The organism is Longimicrobium sp., from assembly GCA_036389135.1.
In the GTDB taxonomy this organism is placed as follows: domain Bacteria; phylum Gemmatimonadota; class Gemmatimonadetes; order Longimicrobiales; family Longimicrobiaceae; genus Longimicrobium.
Window position 1 is genome coordinate 19,799 of the sequence record DASVQP010000012.1, and the last position, 16,589, is coordinate 36,387.

Genomic DNA, 16,589 nt, shown 5'->3' on the forward strand with positions numbered 1-16,589 from the left:
GAAGCAGCAGAGATGCCCTCCCGCCGTTCTCTCCCTGTCCCTCTGTGTCTCTGTGTGAAATGGCCCTTCTACCCAGCTTCTCACGATGCAAAACTCCGCCGCGCCGCGCGGGATGCAGCTTCACACCAGGATCCTCCTCGGCCTCGCGATCGGCGCCACGGCCGGGATCACCGCCAACGCGCTCTGGCGCGAGAGCGAGACGCTCGCGTGGATCGTCGGCAACGTGGCCGACCCCGTGGGGCAGGTCTTCCTGCGCCTGCTCTTCATGGTGGTCGTCCCGCTCGTCTTCACCTCGCTCGCGCTGGGCGTGGCGCAACTCGGCGACCTAACCAAGGTGGGGCGCATCGGCGCGAAGACGATCGGCTTCTTCCTGCTGACCACCGCCTTCGCGGCCATCGTCGGGCTCTTTCTGGTGAACACCTTTCAGCCCGGCGAGGGGCTGGATCCGGGGGTTCGCGCCGCGCTGATGCAGCAGTTCGGCGGCCAGGCGGCCGAGAAGGCCGCCGCCGCGGAGACCAACGGCTTCGGCATCCAGACCTTCGTCAACATCATCCCCCGCAACCCGGTGGACGCCGCGGCCAAGGGGGAGATGCTCCCGCTGATCTTCTTTGCGCTCATCTTCGGCGTGGCGCTCACGCGCATCCCCGCCGAGGCCGCGCGCCCCGTGCTCAAGGTGCTGGAGGGGATCAGCTACGCGGTGACGGTCATCATCGGCTTCGCCATGCGGGTGGCGCCGTACGGCGTGGCGGCGCTGATCTTCGCGGTGACGGCGCGCTTCGGCTTCGACCTGCTCCAGTCGCTGGCGTGGTACGTGATGGTGGTGCTCTCCGGGCTCGCGTTCCACCTCTTCATCGTCATCCCGCTCCTCTCCGGCACGCTGGCGGGGGTGCCGCCGCTCGTCTTCCTGCGCCGCACGCGCACGCTGATGGTGACGGCGTTCTCCACCTCCAGCTCCAACGCCACGCTCCCCACCACCATCCGCACGGCGCAGCAGGAGTTCGGCGTGCCGCGCGAGATCGCGGGGTTCGTGATGCCGCTGGGCGCCACCATGAACATGAACGGCACCGCGCTCTTCGAGGGGATCACGATCCTCTTCCTGGCGCAGGTGTTCGGCGTCAGCCTGGGCCTGGAGCAGCAGCTGGTGGTGGTGGTGATGTGCATCATCACCGCCGTGGGCGCGGCCGGGGTGCCGGGCGGCTCGCTCCCACTCCTGGTGCTGGTGCTGGAGATGGTGGGCGTGCCCGGCGGCGGCCTCGCGCTGATCCTGGGCGTGGACCGTATCCTGGACATGTCGCGCACCGTCCCCAACGTCTGCGGCGACCTCCTCACTTCGCTCGTCGTCGCCCGCTCCGAGGGCGCCCCCCTGATCCCCCAGCCCTTCGACGCCGACCCCACCGTCGTCGAGCCCGGCGAGCTCCCCATCGGCGCCGAGCCCGTGCCGCTCGCCGACGTTGCGGCGCGGCAGGCGCCCTGAAAAGCGGGCCTCACACAGAGACACAGAGGAAACGGAGAGAAAAGCAAAAGAAGTTCTCTGCGTCTTGCTGTTCCCCTCCGTGCTCTCTGTGTGATGCTTTTTCGGTTGTTTTTCTCGGCGTGAGCCCTTCTGTTCCTCTCAGGCGATGACCGTCTGCCCCGCGAGGTAGTTGCGGAGCATGACGCCGGTGCCGAGGGCCATTTGCTGGAACGGGACCTCGGCGGGGGCGAACGCGTGGATCTCGCTGATCTCCAGCGGGTCGCCGATGCTCGGCGTCCCGCGCACCTCCGCCGCCACGAGGATCGTGACCGAATGCCCCTGCGGATCACGCCCCGGCGCCGAGTAGACGCCGACGAGCCGCCCCATCCGCGCCACCTCCATCCCGGTCTCCTCCTCCAGCTCGCGGCGGGCGCCCTCCTCCATCGTCTCGCCCCAGTCCACCAGCCCGCCCGGCAGCACCCAGCGGTCCGAGTCCACCCTGCGCGCCAGCACGATGCGCCCGTCCTCGCGCGTCATCCGCGGCGAAGCGGGCCCCGGCAGCGACGTCGATCTGCTCGTGGAGTTCATCCCGGAGCGAAAAACGTTCAGGAGTTTCATGGCGCTCTCCTTTCTCCTGGAGGAGCTCCTTGAGCACCACGTGGAGCTCGCCACCACGGAGTCGCTGAGCCCGTTCATCGGCCCCCACGTCCTGCGCGAGGCGGAGGATGTTTTGCTCGCCGCGTGAGGCGTAGCGCAGGGCGAAGACAGAGCGAGCCCAACACCGCAACCGGTGTCGGGCTCGTCTCTTTCCTACCGCCGGGCCTCAGGGAGGCGTCGGGGCGGGCGGCTGGCTTCCCGGTGCGGCGCCGCCGCCGGCGGGGCTTCCCGTCACCGTGTCAGGGTTGTGGTTGAACAGCTCGGTGTCCGCCGTGCCCTCGGCGTTCACCGCCCCGCCCTCACCCGTCGACGGCGGCTGACTCCCCGCCGCGGCGCCCCCCCCGGCCGGGCTGCCCGTCGCCGGATCGGGGTTGTGCTGGAGGGTCTCCGTGTCCGACGTCCCCTTCTCGTCCACCCCGCCCCCATCGCCGCACGCCAGCGCACCCGTCACCGCGACCAGCGCCGCGACGCGTACCATCGATCTCCTCCACATAGCCAACCCCCTGTCTCGAGGAATCGCGGACACCGCCCTCCCACGGGCGCGGAACCCGATCCGTTCCGCCGCTCGTGACCAGCCCGACGCAACCACCCTGCCACTATCGGAGCAGAGACGGCCCCCGTAGCGCGTCGAGTTCAACAAGGATGATGAGCACCGCTCCCTGACGAGATAAGGACCCGCAGAAGAGCGCTCTCGCTCGTATCGCGCCACGGTCGTAACCGGTTGAACCCCAAGCACTTCTACCGGGTTGACGAACGCCGTGTCGGCAGGCAGGTTGGCGATGACTCGACTCCCAGAGCTTGTCCGCGGTGGGCAGACAAGCCTTGCCAACACGCTCCGGAGCCACGGGACTACCTGAGGAGGCACTCCATGCAGCAGGAGAAGCGGGAGCGGCTGGAAAGAGCGGGCTGGCGCGTAGGCACGGTGCAGGAGTTCCTGAACCTGTCCGACGACGAGGCGCTGTTCGTGGAGCTGAAGCTCGCCCTCCGAAACGCCCTGAAGGACCGCCGAAACGCGCAGGGCCTCACGCAAACCGAACTGGCGAAGCGGATGGGATCGAGCCGGTCGCGCGTCGCGAAGATGGAAGCGGGCGACCCGTCAGTGTCGCTGGATCTCCTCGTGCGCGCCCTCATCGCTACCGGCGCCACGGCACAGGACCTCGCCGACGTAATCGCGGCGCAAGAACACACACGCGCCGCCTGAAGAGCCGCGGCCACCGTTGGAATTCCCAGCGGCAGTGCGCACCCAGAGGGCGGGCAGACACGCAGGTCTGCCCCTACGGGTATCGGTGCGGAAGGAGTAGGTCGAGGCAGGGAAAGGGCGGGCGCGATAAATCGCGCCCCTACAAGGATATCCGCGCCGCGTGCGGAGTTCTCCCCCTCACCCGCCCTGCGCCCACGCGGGCGGGGGAGGGGGCCCGGGGGAGGGGGCCCGCCTACCCCTCCACCTCCCGCACGTTGTCATCCTTTTCGCGGTCGATCAGCTTGTGGAGTGGGTCGATGCCGGCGCGCTCCGGTATCTCCTTCACGATCACGCGCACCGTCTGCACGCCGGCGCGGATGCGGTGCTTGGCGAGGTAGAGCGGCACCTCCCCGTCGGCGCCGTAGACGCCGATCTCGATGCGGTCATCCAGCGGCACCTCCGTCTCGTTGCCAAGCGAATCGGCGCGCACCTTTCGCGCGCGGACGCGGACGTCCACCTGGTAGCGGCCGTCCTTGAGGCGGCGTGAAGTGGCGCGCTCCGTGGCGTTGTCGTACAGCGTGACGCGCTCGAAGAGGTCGTCGATCAGGTAGCCGAGCGAGTCCGGGGTGGCGGCACGCAGGTGCACCAGGAGGTCGCGCGACGTGGGGTACGGCGGGCCCTTGTACTTCCACTGGTCGAGGAAGGCCTTGAGCGCGGCGTTCACCCGCGCCTCGCCGATGTAGTCGCGCAGCGCGTACATCGCCAGCGCGCCCTTGTTGTAGTGGATGTACTGCTGGTTCTCCACGAGAGCCAGCGGCATCTCCGCGCGCCCCTCGCTGCCGCGGCCGCGGAGGTACTGGTCCAGCTCGTAGCGCAGAAAGCGGCCGATGTGGGCGCGCCCGAACTCGCGTTCCATCACCATCAGCGCGCTGTACTCGGCCAGCGTCTCGCTCAGCATGGCGGCGCCCTGCACGTCCGCGCCCACCAGCTGGTGCCCCCACCACTGGTGCGCCACCTCGTGCGCGGTCACGAAGAAGGGGTAGTCGATGTCCTCCTTCCCCACCTGCGCGATGAATCCGATCCCCTCGGAGTACGGGATGGTGTTGGCGAACGACTGCGCGAACTCGGCGTAGCGCGGAAACTCCAGGATGCGCACCTGCCGGTGCTGGTACGGCCCGAACTCCGCCGTGTAGTAGTCCAGCGACTTCTTCACCGCCCCGATCATCCTCTCCACGTTTCGGCTGTGCGGCGGATGGTGGTACACCTCGATCGCCACGTTCCGCCAGCGGTCGCGGCGCACGGCGTAGCGGCCCGAGAGGAAGGCGTAGAAGTTCAGGATCGGCGCGTCCATCCGGTAGTGGAAGTGGCGCCGCCCGCGCTCGATCCAGCTCGGCCGCACCAGGTAGCCGGGCGCGATCGCCGTCTGGTCCGCGTCGGTGACGATGGTGGCCTCGAAGCTCACCCAGTCCGCGTCCCGCGAGATGAAGTTGACGTTGCGGGCGCGCCGGTCGGTGATCGGCGACACGCGCGGGCGCGTCGCCAGGCCATAGTGCTCGCGGTCCCCCTCGCCGGTGATCTCCCCCTCCGGATTGTAGCCGATGCGTGGCAGGACCTCGTTGTTCACGAACGTGCCGTTCTCCACCACCGGCCCGTACTGCGGCTCGTCGGTGAAGCCGGGGGTGAGGTGCGCGACGTCGAACCGGAACTCGGCCGAGTCGCCCGGCAGCAGCGGGCGCCCCAGCCGGTACACGTAGTACCCGCCCGCCGAGTCGCTCACCACCTTCGTGGCGGGGCGGTCGAAGGCGAAGGAGTGGATCTTCATGCTGCTGGAGATGTCCACGTGCACCGAGTCGATGCGCGACCGCGTGCGGTTGTGGATGCGGTACGTGCCCCGCGCCCGCAGCTCCTGCGCGCGCGGAAAGAGCTCCACCCGCAGCTTCACCCCCGTGACCCTGGGCTGCGGCGCCCACTCGAAGCGCTTGTACTCGCGCTCGTAGCGAAGCTGCACCTGCTCCGAATCGTTCTCGCTCGTCCAGGGGTTGAGGATCGCCGTGTTGTAGACGATGAAGCCGCCCGTCCCCAGCACCAGCAGCCCCGCCAACCCCGCGGCGACGAGAACCGGACTGGTGGCCCTGGCGCGGGCGAGCCGCGTGCGCCACCCGCCCCCCTGCTCCTCGCCGCGGCGCCAGAAGAGGTTGGAGATGATCGCCAGCAGCACCGCCACGCCGCCCCAGAAGAGCGCATACCACGTCCACGACCCCTCGGCGCCGTTCCAGCCGTTCATGTCCGAGTACTGGAGCGACGGCGTGGATCCGTACACGAGCAGGTTGTGGCTCACCCCGAGCGCGTAGATCGACGGACCGACCACGTAGTAGGCCAGCATGATGAAATGGCCCACGTACTTGTGGTTCGCCAGCGTCTGCACGGCGAACGCCAGCACGATCAGCGGCAGGTACATCCCCAGGAGCTGGTGGATGAAGAGCTCGCGCAGGTACTGCCCCACCTCGAAGCGGAAGTAGCCGCGCGCCGCCTGTATCAGCATCCCGCACACCATGCACGCCGCCAGCAGCAGCGCCACCGTGAGGGTCAGCGCCGCCAGCTTCGCCACCAGCGGCACCCAGGTGGGCACCGGCGTGGCATCGTGGAGCTGGTGCGTGCGCCGGTCGCGCTCCATCCACACCAGCTCGCCGGCGTAGAAGGTGATGATGATGATCACGAACAGGAAGAAGCTGCCGGTAAGCGTCTCCAGCACCTTGTAGGTGACCGGGAAGGTGCGCGTCCCGTAGATCTCACCGATGTCGCCGCCCACCAGGAGGACGAAGAGGAGGCAGAGCCCCACCAGGATGGGGAAGTACACGTTCCCCACCACCTCGCGCAGCGAACGGCGCAGCGTGGCGGCGAGCTGTAAGGCACGCGCCCGCGCGTCAAAGGTGCGGTGCGCGCGCGGCACCACCACCGGCGCCGCCTCGTCCGCTGTGCGGCGGCTCCCCGATGGGCGGTTCAGATCGCGCTCGTCCGCCGCGTGCGCGAAGCGGAAGCGGTGCGCGCCCCAAGCCAGCACCCCCGCCCCCACCGCCAGCCAGAGGGCGCGGTTCAGCAGCAGGAGCGTGGGGACCGGGACGAGCGACCAGTTCTGCTCCACCACCGTCCAGTAGCGTGTGGAGCGCAGCGTCGGCGCCACGCCAAAGGGGTCGACCAGGTAGATCAGCCACTCCTCGTCCACCGCGCCCGCGGAGATCAATGCGATCGCCCACCCCACCAGCAGCGCGAATCCGCCCACGTATACCGGCATCATCCGCCGCGTGGTGGCGGCCAGCATCAAAAAGATGGCGGAGGTGAAGAGCACGTTGGGAAGGGTGATGAGCGCGATGGCATGCAGGTACGCGAGCGGGAGAAAAGGCCCCACCCGGTCCGCGTCCACGAACGGCGAGGCGCTCGCGGCAATGATCCCCAGCGGGATCGACAGGAGGATGAGGAGGTTGGCGAGCACCGCGCCCAGGTAGCGCCCGCCCAGGTACGCCCACTTCGGCACCGCGGTGGTGAAGAAGAGCGGGTACGCGCGCGTCTCGAAGTCGCGGTACACCGCCGTCCCCGCGATCGCCGAGGTGATGGGTACGGCAAGTATCCCCAGCGTCAGCATGAGCGTGGAGATGCGGATCGGCGAGTTGGCCACGAGGAGCTCGCTCCCCATGTCGAAGTCGCGCCACGCACCCCCGCGCGACAACGTGACCACCAACGAGATCAGGAAGAGGACGCCGAAGTACACCCAGGTGGAGATCCGCCGCAGGTGGTGGCGCAGCTCGAAGGCGACGAGCCCCCGCAGCGCGCTCATCCGTCGCTCCCCTGGAATCGCGGCCGCTCCTCGGAGGGCGGTGGCACTTCGGCGGCATGGGAGGGAAGCGGCGGCAACTCTTCCTCGGCGTGCGACGCAGCCGGCGCTTCCTCAGCAAGCGGGGAAAACGGCGACGGCTCGACGCGCGGTGGAAGCGGCGGCGCCTCGAACGGTGACGGAAGCGGCGGCGGCTCCGCGCGGCGCGGCGAGAACCAGTCGGTCGGGCCCAGGTCGTCGGCGGTGGGCGGCTCGGGCTCGCGCACCATCGGCGGCGGCAGGACGAGGGGTGGCAGCGGCTCGTGCGACACCGTTGGGGCGGCCTCCGGGTGCACCTCGATCCCCTTCATCACCGTGAAGTACACGTCCTTGAGGTCCGGCTCCACCGCCTCCCACGACGAATCGGGCGGCGCGTCGCCGTACACGTGCACCAGCGTGCGCCCGCCCACCAGCGTGGTGGAGATGACGGGGAGCGCCTCCTCCACCCTGGGGAGCAGCGCGCGCTCCACTCCGCGCCGCCACACGCGCCCGCGCAGCGCCTCCACCGCCTGCATCGGCTCGGCCGCCAGGCGTATGGTGCCGCGGTCGATGATGGCCATGCGGGTGCACAGCTCGCTCACGTCCTCCACGATGTGCGTGGAGAGGATGACGACCGCGCGCTCCCCCAGCTCGCTGAGCAGGTTGAGGAAGCGGGCGCGCTCGGCCGGGTCCAGCCCCGCCGTGGGCTCGTCCACGATGATCAGCTGCGGATCGCCGATCAGCGCCACCGCGATCCCGAAGCGCTGCCGCATCCCGCCGCTGAAGCCGTCCAGCCGCCGCGCCCGCGCATCCCAAAGGTTGGTCTGGCGAAGGAGGGCGGCCACCGTGTCGCGCCGCTCCCCTTTGGCCGTGATCCCTTTAAGCAAGGCGAAGTGGTCCAGCATCTCCGCCGCCGACGTGGCGGGGTAGACGCCGAACTCCTGCGGCAGGTACCCGAGCGTCCGGCGCACCGATTCCTTGTCGCGGAGCACGTCGATCTCGCCCAGCCGCGCCTGTCCGGAGTCCGCCTCCTGCAGCGTGGCGAGAATGCGCATCAGGGTGCTCTTCCCCGCCCCGTTGGGCCCCAGCAGCCCGAACATTCCCGGCTGTATGGCGAGCGACACCCCGCGCAGCGCATGCACGCCGTTGGGGTACGTCTTGGAAAGCTGCGTGATGACGAGGTTCACGGTGTGGTGGCGTGGGGTGATGGGAGGAGCGTGTGGCGTATTTCTGGATCGCGATCCCCTGCGCGATGGCGCCCTACCGCGGCGGGTTCTCGCGGGGGATCGGCCGGCGCGTAACGCCCAGGACGTCTCTTGCGAAGAGCGCCACGTCCACGTCGGCGGCCAGGCTGGTGGTCACCGCGCGCAGCGGGCGGCTCCGCGTCCCTGGCCCGGAGTCACGCACCCTCTCGTCGTAGCGGCCGAAGGCGCCGGTGACCTGCAGCGACAGCCCCAGCGGTCCGTCGCGCCGGCGGAGCGCCACCGTGGTCGCCCAGTAGCGCGGGCGCACCTCGGTAGGGGCGGTCTCCAGCAGGTAGACCTGCCTGTCGTTGAAGTCGTTGCGGCGCACGAACGCCTGCGTGGCATACACCTCGTAACCGCGGGCGAAAGACTTCCCGACCTGCACGTACGGCATCGCGAGTGCTGGCGAAGCCACCACACCCGTTCCGTACGCCCAGTCCGTACCGCCGGAGGGAAGCTGGACGTAGGCATCCGCCTCCACCGGGCTCTCTGGCGAGCTGCCCAGGGCAAGCGCGAGCGAGCCCGCCACCCCACCGGCTTCCCGGCCAGGCCGTAGCGCGCATACGGCACCCACTGCGGGGTCACGACGTCCGGCGCGAGAGCGGTGTCCCGTGTGAGCAGGAGCCCTCCGGTGCCGCCGAGGAACAGCCCCGGCTCCACTCGCGGCCCATGCGTCAGCACCGGCGCGCACGCCGCCAGTGCGGCGGCAACGAGCCCGGCCCCCGCGCTCCGCATCGATTCCCTGAGCATGGTCGGCTTACCGCGGCGGGTCGTCGCGCGGGATAGGACGGCGCGTGATGCTGAGGACGTCCCGAATGAAACGCGCCACGTCCACGTCGGCGGTTACGCTGGCGGTCAACGCGCGGAGCGGGCGGGTACGCGTGACCGGGCCGGCGCGGGCGGAATCGTACGCCGTGTTCTCGTAGCTCCCCAGAACCCCCGTGACCAGCAGCCCGACCGCGAGCGCACCATCGCGGCGGCGGAGCGCGAGCGTGGGTGCCCAGTAGCGGGGCCGGACCTGGCCCTCACCTGCATCCAGGTCGAGATCCCGGTTCGTGAACTCCGTGCTGTGCACCCATGCCTGCGTGGTGTACGCCTCGTACCCCCGGGGGAACGAGCGCCCGAGCTGCACGTACGGCATCACGAACCGCCCCGACCCCATTATTCCGCCCCCATAGGCCCAGCGTGGATCGGACGTGGGGAGCTGGAGATAGGCGTCTCCATGCACCACTGTCTCCACCTCCGGCGCCATCGACAGCGCGAGCGAGCCGGCCAGCCCGCCCGGCCGCCCCACGAAGCCGTAGCGGACGTACGGCACCCACTCCGGCGTGACGACGTCCGGCGCCTTGGCGCTGTCCCCCGCCGCGACGATCCCGCCGGTATATCCCACGTACAGCCCCGGCTCCACCCGGGCGCCGTGCGTCACCGTGGGCGCGCACCCCGCGAGCGCCAGCAGGAGCCCGGCAAGCGCGCGCCTCATGCGCCCCTGCCCAGCATCGGGACGCGGATGTTCTCGCGGCGCGCGGTCTCGATGGCGGTCTCGTAGCCGGCATCGGCGTGGCGGATGACGCCCATTCCCGGGTCGTTGGTCAGCACGCGCTCCAGCCGCTCCCGCATCTCGTCCGTGCCATCCGCCACGATCACCTGCCCCGCGTGCAGCGAGTACCCGATCCCCACCCCGCCGCCGTGGTGGAACGACACCCAGCTCGCCCCGCTCGCCACGTTCACCAGCGCGTTCAGGATCGGCCAGTCGGCGATGGCGTCGCTCCCGTCCTTCATCGCCTCCGTCTCGCGGTACGGCGACGCGACGGAGCCCGTGTCCAGGTGGTCGCGGCCGATGACGATGGGCGCCTTCACCTCGCCGCGCGCCACCAGGTCGTTGAGCGCCACGCCGAACTTCGCCCGTGCCCCCTGCCCCAGCCAGCAGATGCGCGACGGCAGCCCCTGGAACGCCACCCGCTCCTGCGCGCCGCGGATCCAGCGGTGCAGCAGCTCGTCGCCGGGAAAGAGCTCCAGCACCAGATCGTCGGTGCGGCGGATGTCCTCAGGGTCGCCGGAGAGCGCCACCCATCGAAACGGCCCCTTCCCCTCGCAGAAGAGCGGCCGCACGTACGCCGGCACGAAGCCGGGGAATGCGAACGCATCCGCGAACCCCGCCTCGTGCGCCTGCGCGCGCAGGTTGTTGCCGTAGTCAAAGGTGACGGCGCCGCGCCGCATCATCTCCACCATCGCCTCGCAGTGCACGCGCATGGAGGCGCGCGAGCGTCGCTGGTACTCTTCCGGGTCGGCGGTGCGCAGCGCGTCACCCTCCTGGAGCGACATCCCGGCGGGGAGGTAGCCGACCAGGGCATCGTGCGCGCTGGTCTGGTCGGTGAGCACGTCGGGCGTCACGCCACGCCGCACCAGCTCCGGAAGCACCTCCGCGCAGTTCCCCACCAGCCCCACGGAGAGCGCCTCGCCGCGGTCGCGCGCCTCCAGCGTCCAGCGGAGCGCCTCGTCCAGATCGGCGGTCATGCGGTCGCAGTAGCGCATGGCGATGCGCCGCTCGATCCGCCACGGGTCCACGTCGATGCAGAGCGCGGCGCCGCCGTTCATGGTGATGGCCAGCGGCTGCGCGCCCCCCATCCCGCCCACGCCGCCGGTGAGCGTCCACGTGCCGCGCAGGCTCCCGCCGAAGTGCTGGCGCGCCACCGCCCCGAACGTCTCGTACGTCCCCTGCAGGATTCCCTGCGTGCCGATGTAGATCCACGACCCGGCCGTCATCTGGCCGTACATGGTGAGCCCCTGCCGCTCCAGCTCGCGGAACGTCTCCCAGTTGGCCCAGCGCGGCACCAGGTTGCTGTTTGCGATCAGCACCCGCGGCGCGTGGCGGTGCGTCCGCATCACCCCCACGGGCTTGCCGGACTGCACCAGCATCGTCTCGTCGTCCGCCAGGGAGCGCAGCGTCTCCACCATCGCGTCGAACGCCTCCCACGACCGCGCGGCCTTCCCCGTCCCGCCGTACACCACCAGGTCCTCGGGCCGCTCCGCCACCTCGGGATCGAGGTTGTTCATCAGCATGCGCAGGGCGGCCTCCTGCTGCCACCCCCGGCACGAGATCTCCGTGCCGCGTGGCGCGCGGATGATGCGGGGCTCTATGATGGTGCTCATGCGGCTAAAAGTCGGTGTAAGGAGTGTCTCAGGTGCGGCGGCTGACAGTGCCCACGATGAACGGGACCGAGATGGTAAGAGATGGGCCACCCGGAACCGGTTGCCAGACGAGTGCATCCCGGATGATCTCGGCGGGGCCATCCGGTTCCTGCAAGAGGCGGTACACCTCTATGTGGCGCAGCTCGACGTCGACCACCCAGTAAAGCGGAACGCCAGAGTGGGCGTACCGCTCGCGCTTCAGCCCACGGTCCCGCAACGCGGTGGATGGGGAGATCGCCTCGATCACGAGATCCGGCGCGGCCTCGATCCCGCGCCTGGTGATGACCTCCGCACGGTCCGCGCGAACGAACACGAGGTCCGGCACCAGATAGTCCGCACCCGACAGGAGTACGTCGATGGGGCCGGGGTACATCTCGCCCAGCCCATGCTCCTGGGTGAACTGCTCGAGCGCGGTCGACAGGCGGATGAGCGCCTTCTGGTGCATGGGATTCGGTGAGGGGCTCACGTAAAGCTCCCCCGCGATGACCTCGTAGCGGTTGCCGTCGTCGGGAAGGCGCGCGTACTCGGCATAGGTCCAGCGCTGGAGTGCGGGCTTCGTCGCCATGGTTCCTCCTCCGGTTAGCGCCTGCCCCCGAAGCACCCGATGTGCCGCGGATCGCCGAATCATCCTGCCCGTCTCAATCTACGCGCGGTTCGCCTGCATCCCGCCAGCCGCGGATCGGCTCAACCATCGTCCCCACCGTCATGTACCACAAACGGCACCGAAATCGTGAGCGCCGGTCCGCCCGGAACCGGATGCCAGACCAGCGTGTCGGTCACGACCTCCGGTGGCCCGTTCGGATCCTCGGCCAGGCGGTACACCTCGATCTGCTGAAGCGCTACATCCACAACCCAGTACAACGGGACGCCGAACAGCGCGTACCGCTCGCGCTTCAACCCGCGGTCCCTCAAGATGCTCGACGGAGAGACGATCTCGATCACGAGATCGGGCGGGCCCTCTAACCCGCGGTCTGAGAGGATCGCGCGGCGGTCATGCCGCAGGAACAGCAGATCCGGAATGAGGTAGTCCGATCCAGAGAGAAGGACATCGAGGGGCCCGTAGAGCTGCCCAATTCCGTGCTCGCGGGTGAAGTTCTCGAAAAGTCCTGTGATCCGGATGCCGGCAAGCTGGTGGCGGTAATGGGGTGAGGGGCTCACGTGCACCTCCCCCGCGATGATCTCGTAGCGCCTGCCGTCGTCGGGAAGGCGCGCGTACTCGGCATAAGTCCACTGCTGGAGTGCGGGCTTCGTCGCCATGATTCCTCCTCTGGTTAGCGCCCACCCTGCAAGCACCCGATGTGCCGCGGATCGCCGAATCCGTCCATCCGTCTCCAACTACACGCCTTCGCCTGCATCACGCCAGCGCAGATCAGCCGAAGTCCTTGAACAGCCACGCCAAGTGCATCGTCAGTGTCGGCCCAGGCGTCAGCATGCGCGCTCGTTTATCAGGTGGTGCAACGCGCACCCGCCGTGCCGATGAACACCACGGGCCGCAACTACGCGATCAGGTGCGCCACAGCTCCGCAAAGGAGCCCTCGCGCACCATGGACGCGGCGGTTTCGATGTCTGGGGCGAGGATGCGGTCGGAGGTGAGGACGGGGACGCGCTCGCGGAAGAGGCGGTAGGCGCGCTCCACGCCGCGGCCGGGGCGCAGCGGCTCGCGGTACTTGAGCCCCTGCGCCGCGCAGAGAAGCTCGATCCCCAGCACCGTCTCCACGTTGCGGAGCACCTTGCGCGCCTTGAGGGCGGAGGTCATCCCCATGGAGACGTGGTCTTCCTTGCCGGCGCCCGTGGGGATGGAATCAACGCTGGCGGGGTGTGAGAGCGTCTTGCACTCGTTGACCAGCGCCGCGGCCGTGATCTGCGCGATCATGAAGCCGCTGCACACCCCGGGGTCGTCGGTCAGGAAGGCGGGGAGGTCGCCCGAGAGGTCGGGGTTCACCAGGCGCTCGATGCGGCGCTCCGATATCGAAGCCAGGTCCGCGAGCGCGATGGCCAGCAGGTCCAGCACCTGCGCGATCGGCTGCCCGTGGAAGTTGCCGCCGGAGACCACCAGCCCGCCCTCGCCCTCGTCGGGGAAGACGAGCGGGTTGTCGGTGGCGCTGTTGGACTCCGTCTCCAGCACCTGGCCGATGTAGGCGAAGGCGTTGCGCGCGGCTCCGTGCACCTGCGGCATGCAGCGGAGCGAGTAGGCGTCCTGCACGCGCGGGTCGTTTTCGCGATGGCTCTCGCGGATCTCGCTTTCCGCCAGGAGCGCGCGGAGGCGCTCGGCGCTGGCGGCCTGGCCCGGGTGGGGACGCGCGCGCTGGATGACGGGGTGGAAGGCGTCGGGCGTGCCGCGCAGCGCTTCGAGGGTCATGGCGCCGGTCACCTCGGCGGTGTCCACCGCCCGCTCCGCGCCGCGCAGCAGGAGGGCGCCAATCCCCGTCATCACCTGCGTGCCGTTGTTGAGCGCGAGCCCCTCCTTGGCCTGCAGGCGGAGCGGCTGGAGCCCCGCGCTGCCCAGCGCCTCGTCGCCGGGGACGACCCTGCCGCCGACCTCGGCCGCGCCCTCACCGATGAGCACCAGCGCCAGGTGCGACAGCGGCGCCAGGTCGCCCGACGCGCCCACCGAGCCCTGCTCCGGGATGACCGGGTGGATGCCGTGGTTGAGGAGCGCCATCAGCGCGTGCACCACCTCCGGGCGGACGCCGGAGAAGCCCTTGGCGAGGACGTTGGCGCGCAGCAGGGTGATGGCGCGCGTCTCCGCGCGGGGGAGCGCGGGGCCTACTCCGCAGGCGTGGCTGCGGATCAGGTTGAGCTGGAGCTCCTCCACCCGGTCGATGGGGATCACCGTCTCGGCGAGGCGCCCAAAGCCGGTGGTGATGCCGTACACCACGCGCTCCTCGCGCAGCGCCGCCTCCACCACCGCGCGCGAGCGGAGAATGCGCTCCTCCGTCCCGGGCGCGAGCGCGACCTCCACCTCGCAGTCGAACGCCACGCGTTCGATGTCTTCGAGCGTGAGGGTGTCGCCATCGATTTCGATCCGCTGCCGCACTGCGCGCTCCGGGGGAAGGGTGTTCGGGGGACGTTCAAGATAAGGCGTTTGCTGCGGGGGGGACAACTGGCAGCCCGGCGGTTGAAACCGCTGCAACAACCGCGGGAAGCCTGCCTTCGCAGGCTCCGTGAGGGAATTGGTGTGGGAGGCGGGAATCCCGGCCGCTTCGCCGGGGGCTGAAGCCCCCGGCTGGAACCACGGAAAGGCGGCTGAAGCCGGCTCGCGAACCGCGACATCGGACCCGGAGTCCGCGGAGGCGGACTTTGTGCCGTTGTTGCCGCGAGTTTACTCGCCCCAGCCATGACTGCTGCACCAAAACAGGAGCGGCGCCACACTCGGCGCCGCCCCCGCTCTTCGTCTAGCGAACTAACGCGCTCACGCACTTCCCGTTCAAGCCGCCGCCCCGGACTGCACGGGAGCATCAGTCAGCTTCCCGGCGTTCGTCCGCCCCGGCCGCCCGGGGACGACGGCATCAGTTGGAACGCCGGTCCAGGCGCGGCTCGCCGGAGATCATCTGGAACGACCAGTCGAAGATCATCAGCGAGCGGTTCTGCTGGTCGCTCCCCAGGATCTGCGCGCGGACGACGCCGTAGTGGGTGCGGCCGCCGACGGTGAAGGCGAGCACGTAGCTGCTCTCCGGGTTCAGCGCCACCGCCGTGGTGGAGTAGCCCGCGGCCGGGGCCGTGGTCACCGCGACGCACTCCGGACCCGAACCGGGGCCGCACGCCAGCGCCGTGGTACGTCCCGCGTCGGCGATGCGGGTGCCGTTCAGCGGCACGATCCGCCAGCCGGTCCCGTCGCGCTCCAGCCTCCAGTGCGCGTCGGCCGTGGTGCCGCTCACCACGGCGGCCGTGCCGGTGGTGACGTTGTAGCGGAAGCCGCTCTGCGCCGGGTTGGAGCTGTGTGCGTACACCAGCTCCGCGGCGCGATCGGGTCGCGGGATGGCGGTGACTTCGGCGCTCAGCGAGCTCACGCGGCCCAGCGTGTCCACGGCGGCCAGGCGGTAGCCGTAGGTGTGGCCGTTCGCGGCGTTCAGGTCCACGTACCCGTTCCCATCCGACTCGCCGACCGGGTACAGGTAGTCGCTCCGGGCGTCGATGCGCGTCAGGAAGACGCGGTAGCGGCCCACGTTGCTCCCGTTCGACGGGTCGGTCCAGCGCAGGTAGACGGCGCTGTCCAGCGCCACCGGCGTCTCCAGCCGCGGCGCGGCGGGGATGCTGGTGGCCGGAACGAAGATCACCTCGCGCGTGTCGCTGGTCGTCTCCTCGTCCGTCGCCTCGTTGACGGTGGCGACGTAGTACTCGTACGTGGTCCCCGGCGCCACGTTGCGGTCACGGTAGGTGCACCCGTTCTCGGTGCACGACGTGACGGTGGCGATCAGGAAGAAGCCGGAGCCGCCGCCGCGCTTCCCGTAGACGCGAAAGGGCTCCTGGTCCCAGTCGCTCGGCGGGAACCAGGTGAGGTCCACGGCCGGGTGCCCCACGGACTGGCCGGCGGCGGTGAAGCCTTCGAAGACCCACGCGTACTCCGCGAGGAGGTCTTCCGGGGCGCCGGGCCGGTCGCCCACGAAGATCGGTTCGTTGTCGCACGCGCCGGCGCCGAGTACGAGCGCCGCGAGAGCGGTGATGCGGAAAGAGGTGCGCATGGTCGTGTGGTGCTGGAGGGTAACCTCGGACGGGTGCCGCCATCCCCAAAGGCAACGCCCGTTCCGCGCTGCGCCAATTTTCCAACCTATTGCGCCGCAACACCTTCCCTTTTCGCCCCTCCCGGCGGCTCCCTGCCGCTTGTCCGCGCCAAAGGAAAACGGGCGTCCTGCGTTCAGGACACCCGCTCAAAAACAACAGCCTCAGTAGAGTCGAGTCGGGGCGCCGTGGCATGGTTGCCCGGTTTCCCCGACCCGCTCATCGAACCGGACGTGCGGATTTCCCGCATCCGGCTCTCCGACTGGGTTCACTTCAAGGCATGCGAGAGCGCCACCCGCC

At 69.7% G+C, this 16,589-nt stretch carries 14 protein-coding genes; 3 read left to right on the forward strand and 11 right to left on the reverse strand.

What is annotated here, in order from left to right; genetic code table 11:
• Nucleotides 1–85 precede the first annotated feature (85 nt).
• Nucleotides 86–1,474 (forward strand): dicarboxylate/amino acid:cation symporter, encoded by a 1,389-nt coding sequence (locus tag VF584_02395; GenBank protein ID HEX8209009.1) that lies wholly within the window; start codon nt 86–88, stop codon nt 1,472–1,474.
• Between the two features lie 138 nt (nt 1,475–1,612).
• Here VF584_02395 and VF584_02400 read toward each other — a convergent pair whose 3' ends face one another.
• Nucleotides 1,613–2,071, reverse strand: a complete 459-nt coding sequence (locus VF584_02400) for an NUDIX hydrolase (protein ID HEX8209010.1) — start codon at nt 2,069–2,071, stop codon at nt 1,613–1,615.
• On the opposite strand from VF584_02400, the gene VF584_02405 reads away from it, so the two are divergent.
• The gene (locus tag VF584_02405) at nt 1,968–2,198 is read left to right on the forward strand and encodes a nucleotidyltransferase domain-containing protein (protein ID HEX8209011.1); all 231 of its coding nucleotides are present in this window, start codon (nt 1,968–1,970) and stop codon (nt 2,196–2,198) included. The genes VF584_02400 and VF584_02405 overlap by 104 nt on opposite strands.
• Nucleotides 2,199–2,276: 78 nt before the next feature.
• On the opposite strand, the gene VF584_02410 is transcribed toward VF584_02405, so the two are convergent.
• Nucleotides 2,277–2,588 (reverse strand): hypothetical protein, encoded by a 312-nt coding sequence (locus VF584_02410; protein HEX8209012.1) that lies wholly within the window; start codon nt 2,586–2,588, stop codon nt 2,277–2,279.
• Between the two features lie 390 nt (nt 2,589–2,978).
• Here VF584_02410 and VF584_02415 point away from each other — a divergent pair, with 390 nt between their 5' ends.
• Complete coding sequence (locus VF584_02415) at nt 2,979–3,311, forward strand: helix-turn-helix transcriptional regulator (protein ID HEX8209013.1); 333 nt, start codon at nt 2,979–2,981, stop codon at nt 3,309–3,311.
• Nucleotides 3,312–3,543: 232 nt separating this feature from the next.
• Here VF584_02415 and VF584_02420 read toward each other — a convergent pair whose 3' ends face one another.
• The 9 genes from VF584_02420 to VF584_02460 all read right to left on the reverse strand — a co-directional run bounded on the left by VF584_02420 (nt 3,544) and on the right by VF584_02460 (nt 16,252).
• On the reverse strand, nt 3,544–7,122 hold the full coding sequence (locus VF584_02420) for a M1 family aminopeptidase (GenBank protein HEX8209014.1): 3,579 nt from the start codon (nt 7,120–7,122) through the stop codon (nt 3,544–3,546).
• The gene (locus VF584_02425) at nt 7,119–8,324 is read right to left on the reverse strand and encodes an ATP-binding cassette domain-containing protein (protein HEX8209015.1); all 1,206 of its coding nucleotides are present in this window, start codon (nt 8,322–8,324) and stop codon (nt 7,119–7,121) included. Before VF584_02425 ends, VF584_02420 begins: the two co-directional genes overlap by 4 nt.
• 73 nt (nt 8,325–8,397) lie before the next feature.
• The gene (locus VF584_02430) at nt 8,398–8,910 is read right to left on the reverse strand and encodes a hypothetical protein (protein HEX8209016.1); all 513 of its coding nucleotides are present in this window, start codon (nt 8,908–8,910) and stop codon (nt 8,398–8,400) included.
• Nucleotides 8,911–9,138: 228 nt separating this feature from the next.
• Nucleotides 9,139–9,861 carry a hypothetical protein gene (locus VF584_02435; GenBank protein HEX8209017.1) on the reverse strand — a complete coding sequence of 241 codons (723 nt, stop codon included), beginning with the start codon at nt 9,859–9,861 and terminating at the stop codon, nt 9,139–9,141.
• A complete protein-coding gene (gene hutU, locus VF584_02440; protein ID HEX8209018.1) occupies nt 9,858–11,531 on the reverse strand; it encodes a urocanate hydratase in 1,674 nt (557 codons plus the stop codon). The genes VF584_02435 and hutU overlap by 4 nt, the downstream gene beginning before the upstream one ends.
• Before the next feature lie 28 nt (nt 11,532–11,559).
• Complete coding sequence (locus VF584_02445) at nt 11,560–12,135, reverse strand: Uma2 family endonuclease (protein HEX8209019.1); 576 nt, start codon at nt 12,133–12,135, stop codon at nt 11,560–11,562.
• A 119-nt stretch (nt 12,136–12,254) separates the two neighbouring features.
• The gene (locus VF584_02450) at nt 12,255–12,827 is read right to left on the reverse strand and encodes a Uma2 family endonuclease (GenBank protein ID HEX8209020.1); all 573 of its coding nucleotides are present in this window, start codon (nt 12,825–12,827) and stop codon (nt 12,255–12,257) included.
• 247 nt (nt 12,828–13,074) lie between these two features.
• The gene (gene hutH / locus VF584_02455; GenBank protein HEX8209021.1) at nt 13,075–14,607 is read right to left on the reverse strand and encodes a histidine ammonia-lyase; all 1,533 of its coding nucleotides are present in this window, start codon (nt 14,605–14,607) and stop codon (nt 13,075–13,077) included.
• Nucleotides 14,608–15,079: 472 nt separating this feature from the next.
• The gene (locus VF584_02460; GenBank protein HEX8209022.1) at nt 15,080–16,252 is read right to left on the reverse strand and encodes a fibronectin type III domain-containing protein; all 1,173 of its coding nucleotides are present in this window, start codon (nt 16,250–16,252) and stop codon (nt 15,080–15,082) included.
• Between the last annotated feature and the right edge of the window lie 337 nt (nt 16,253–16,589).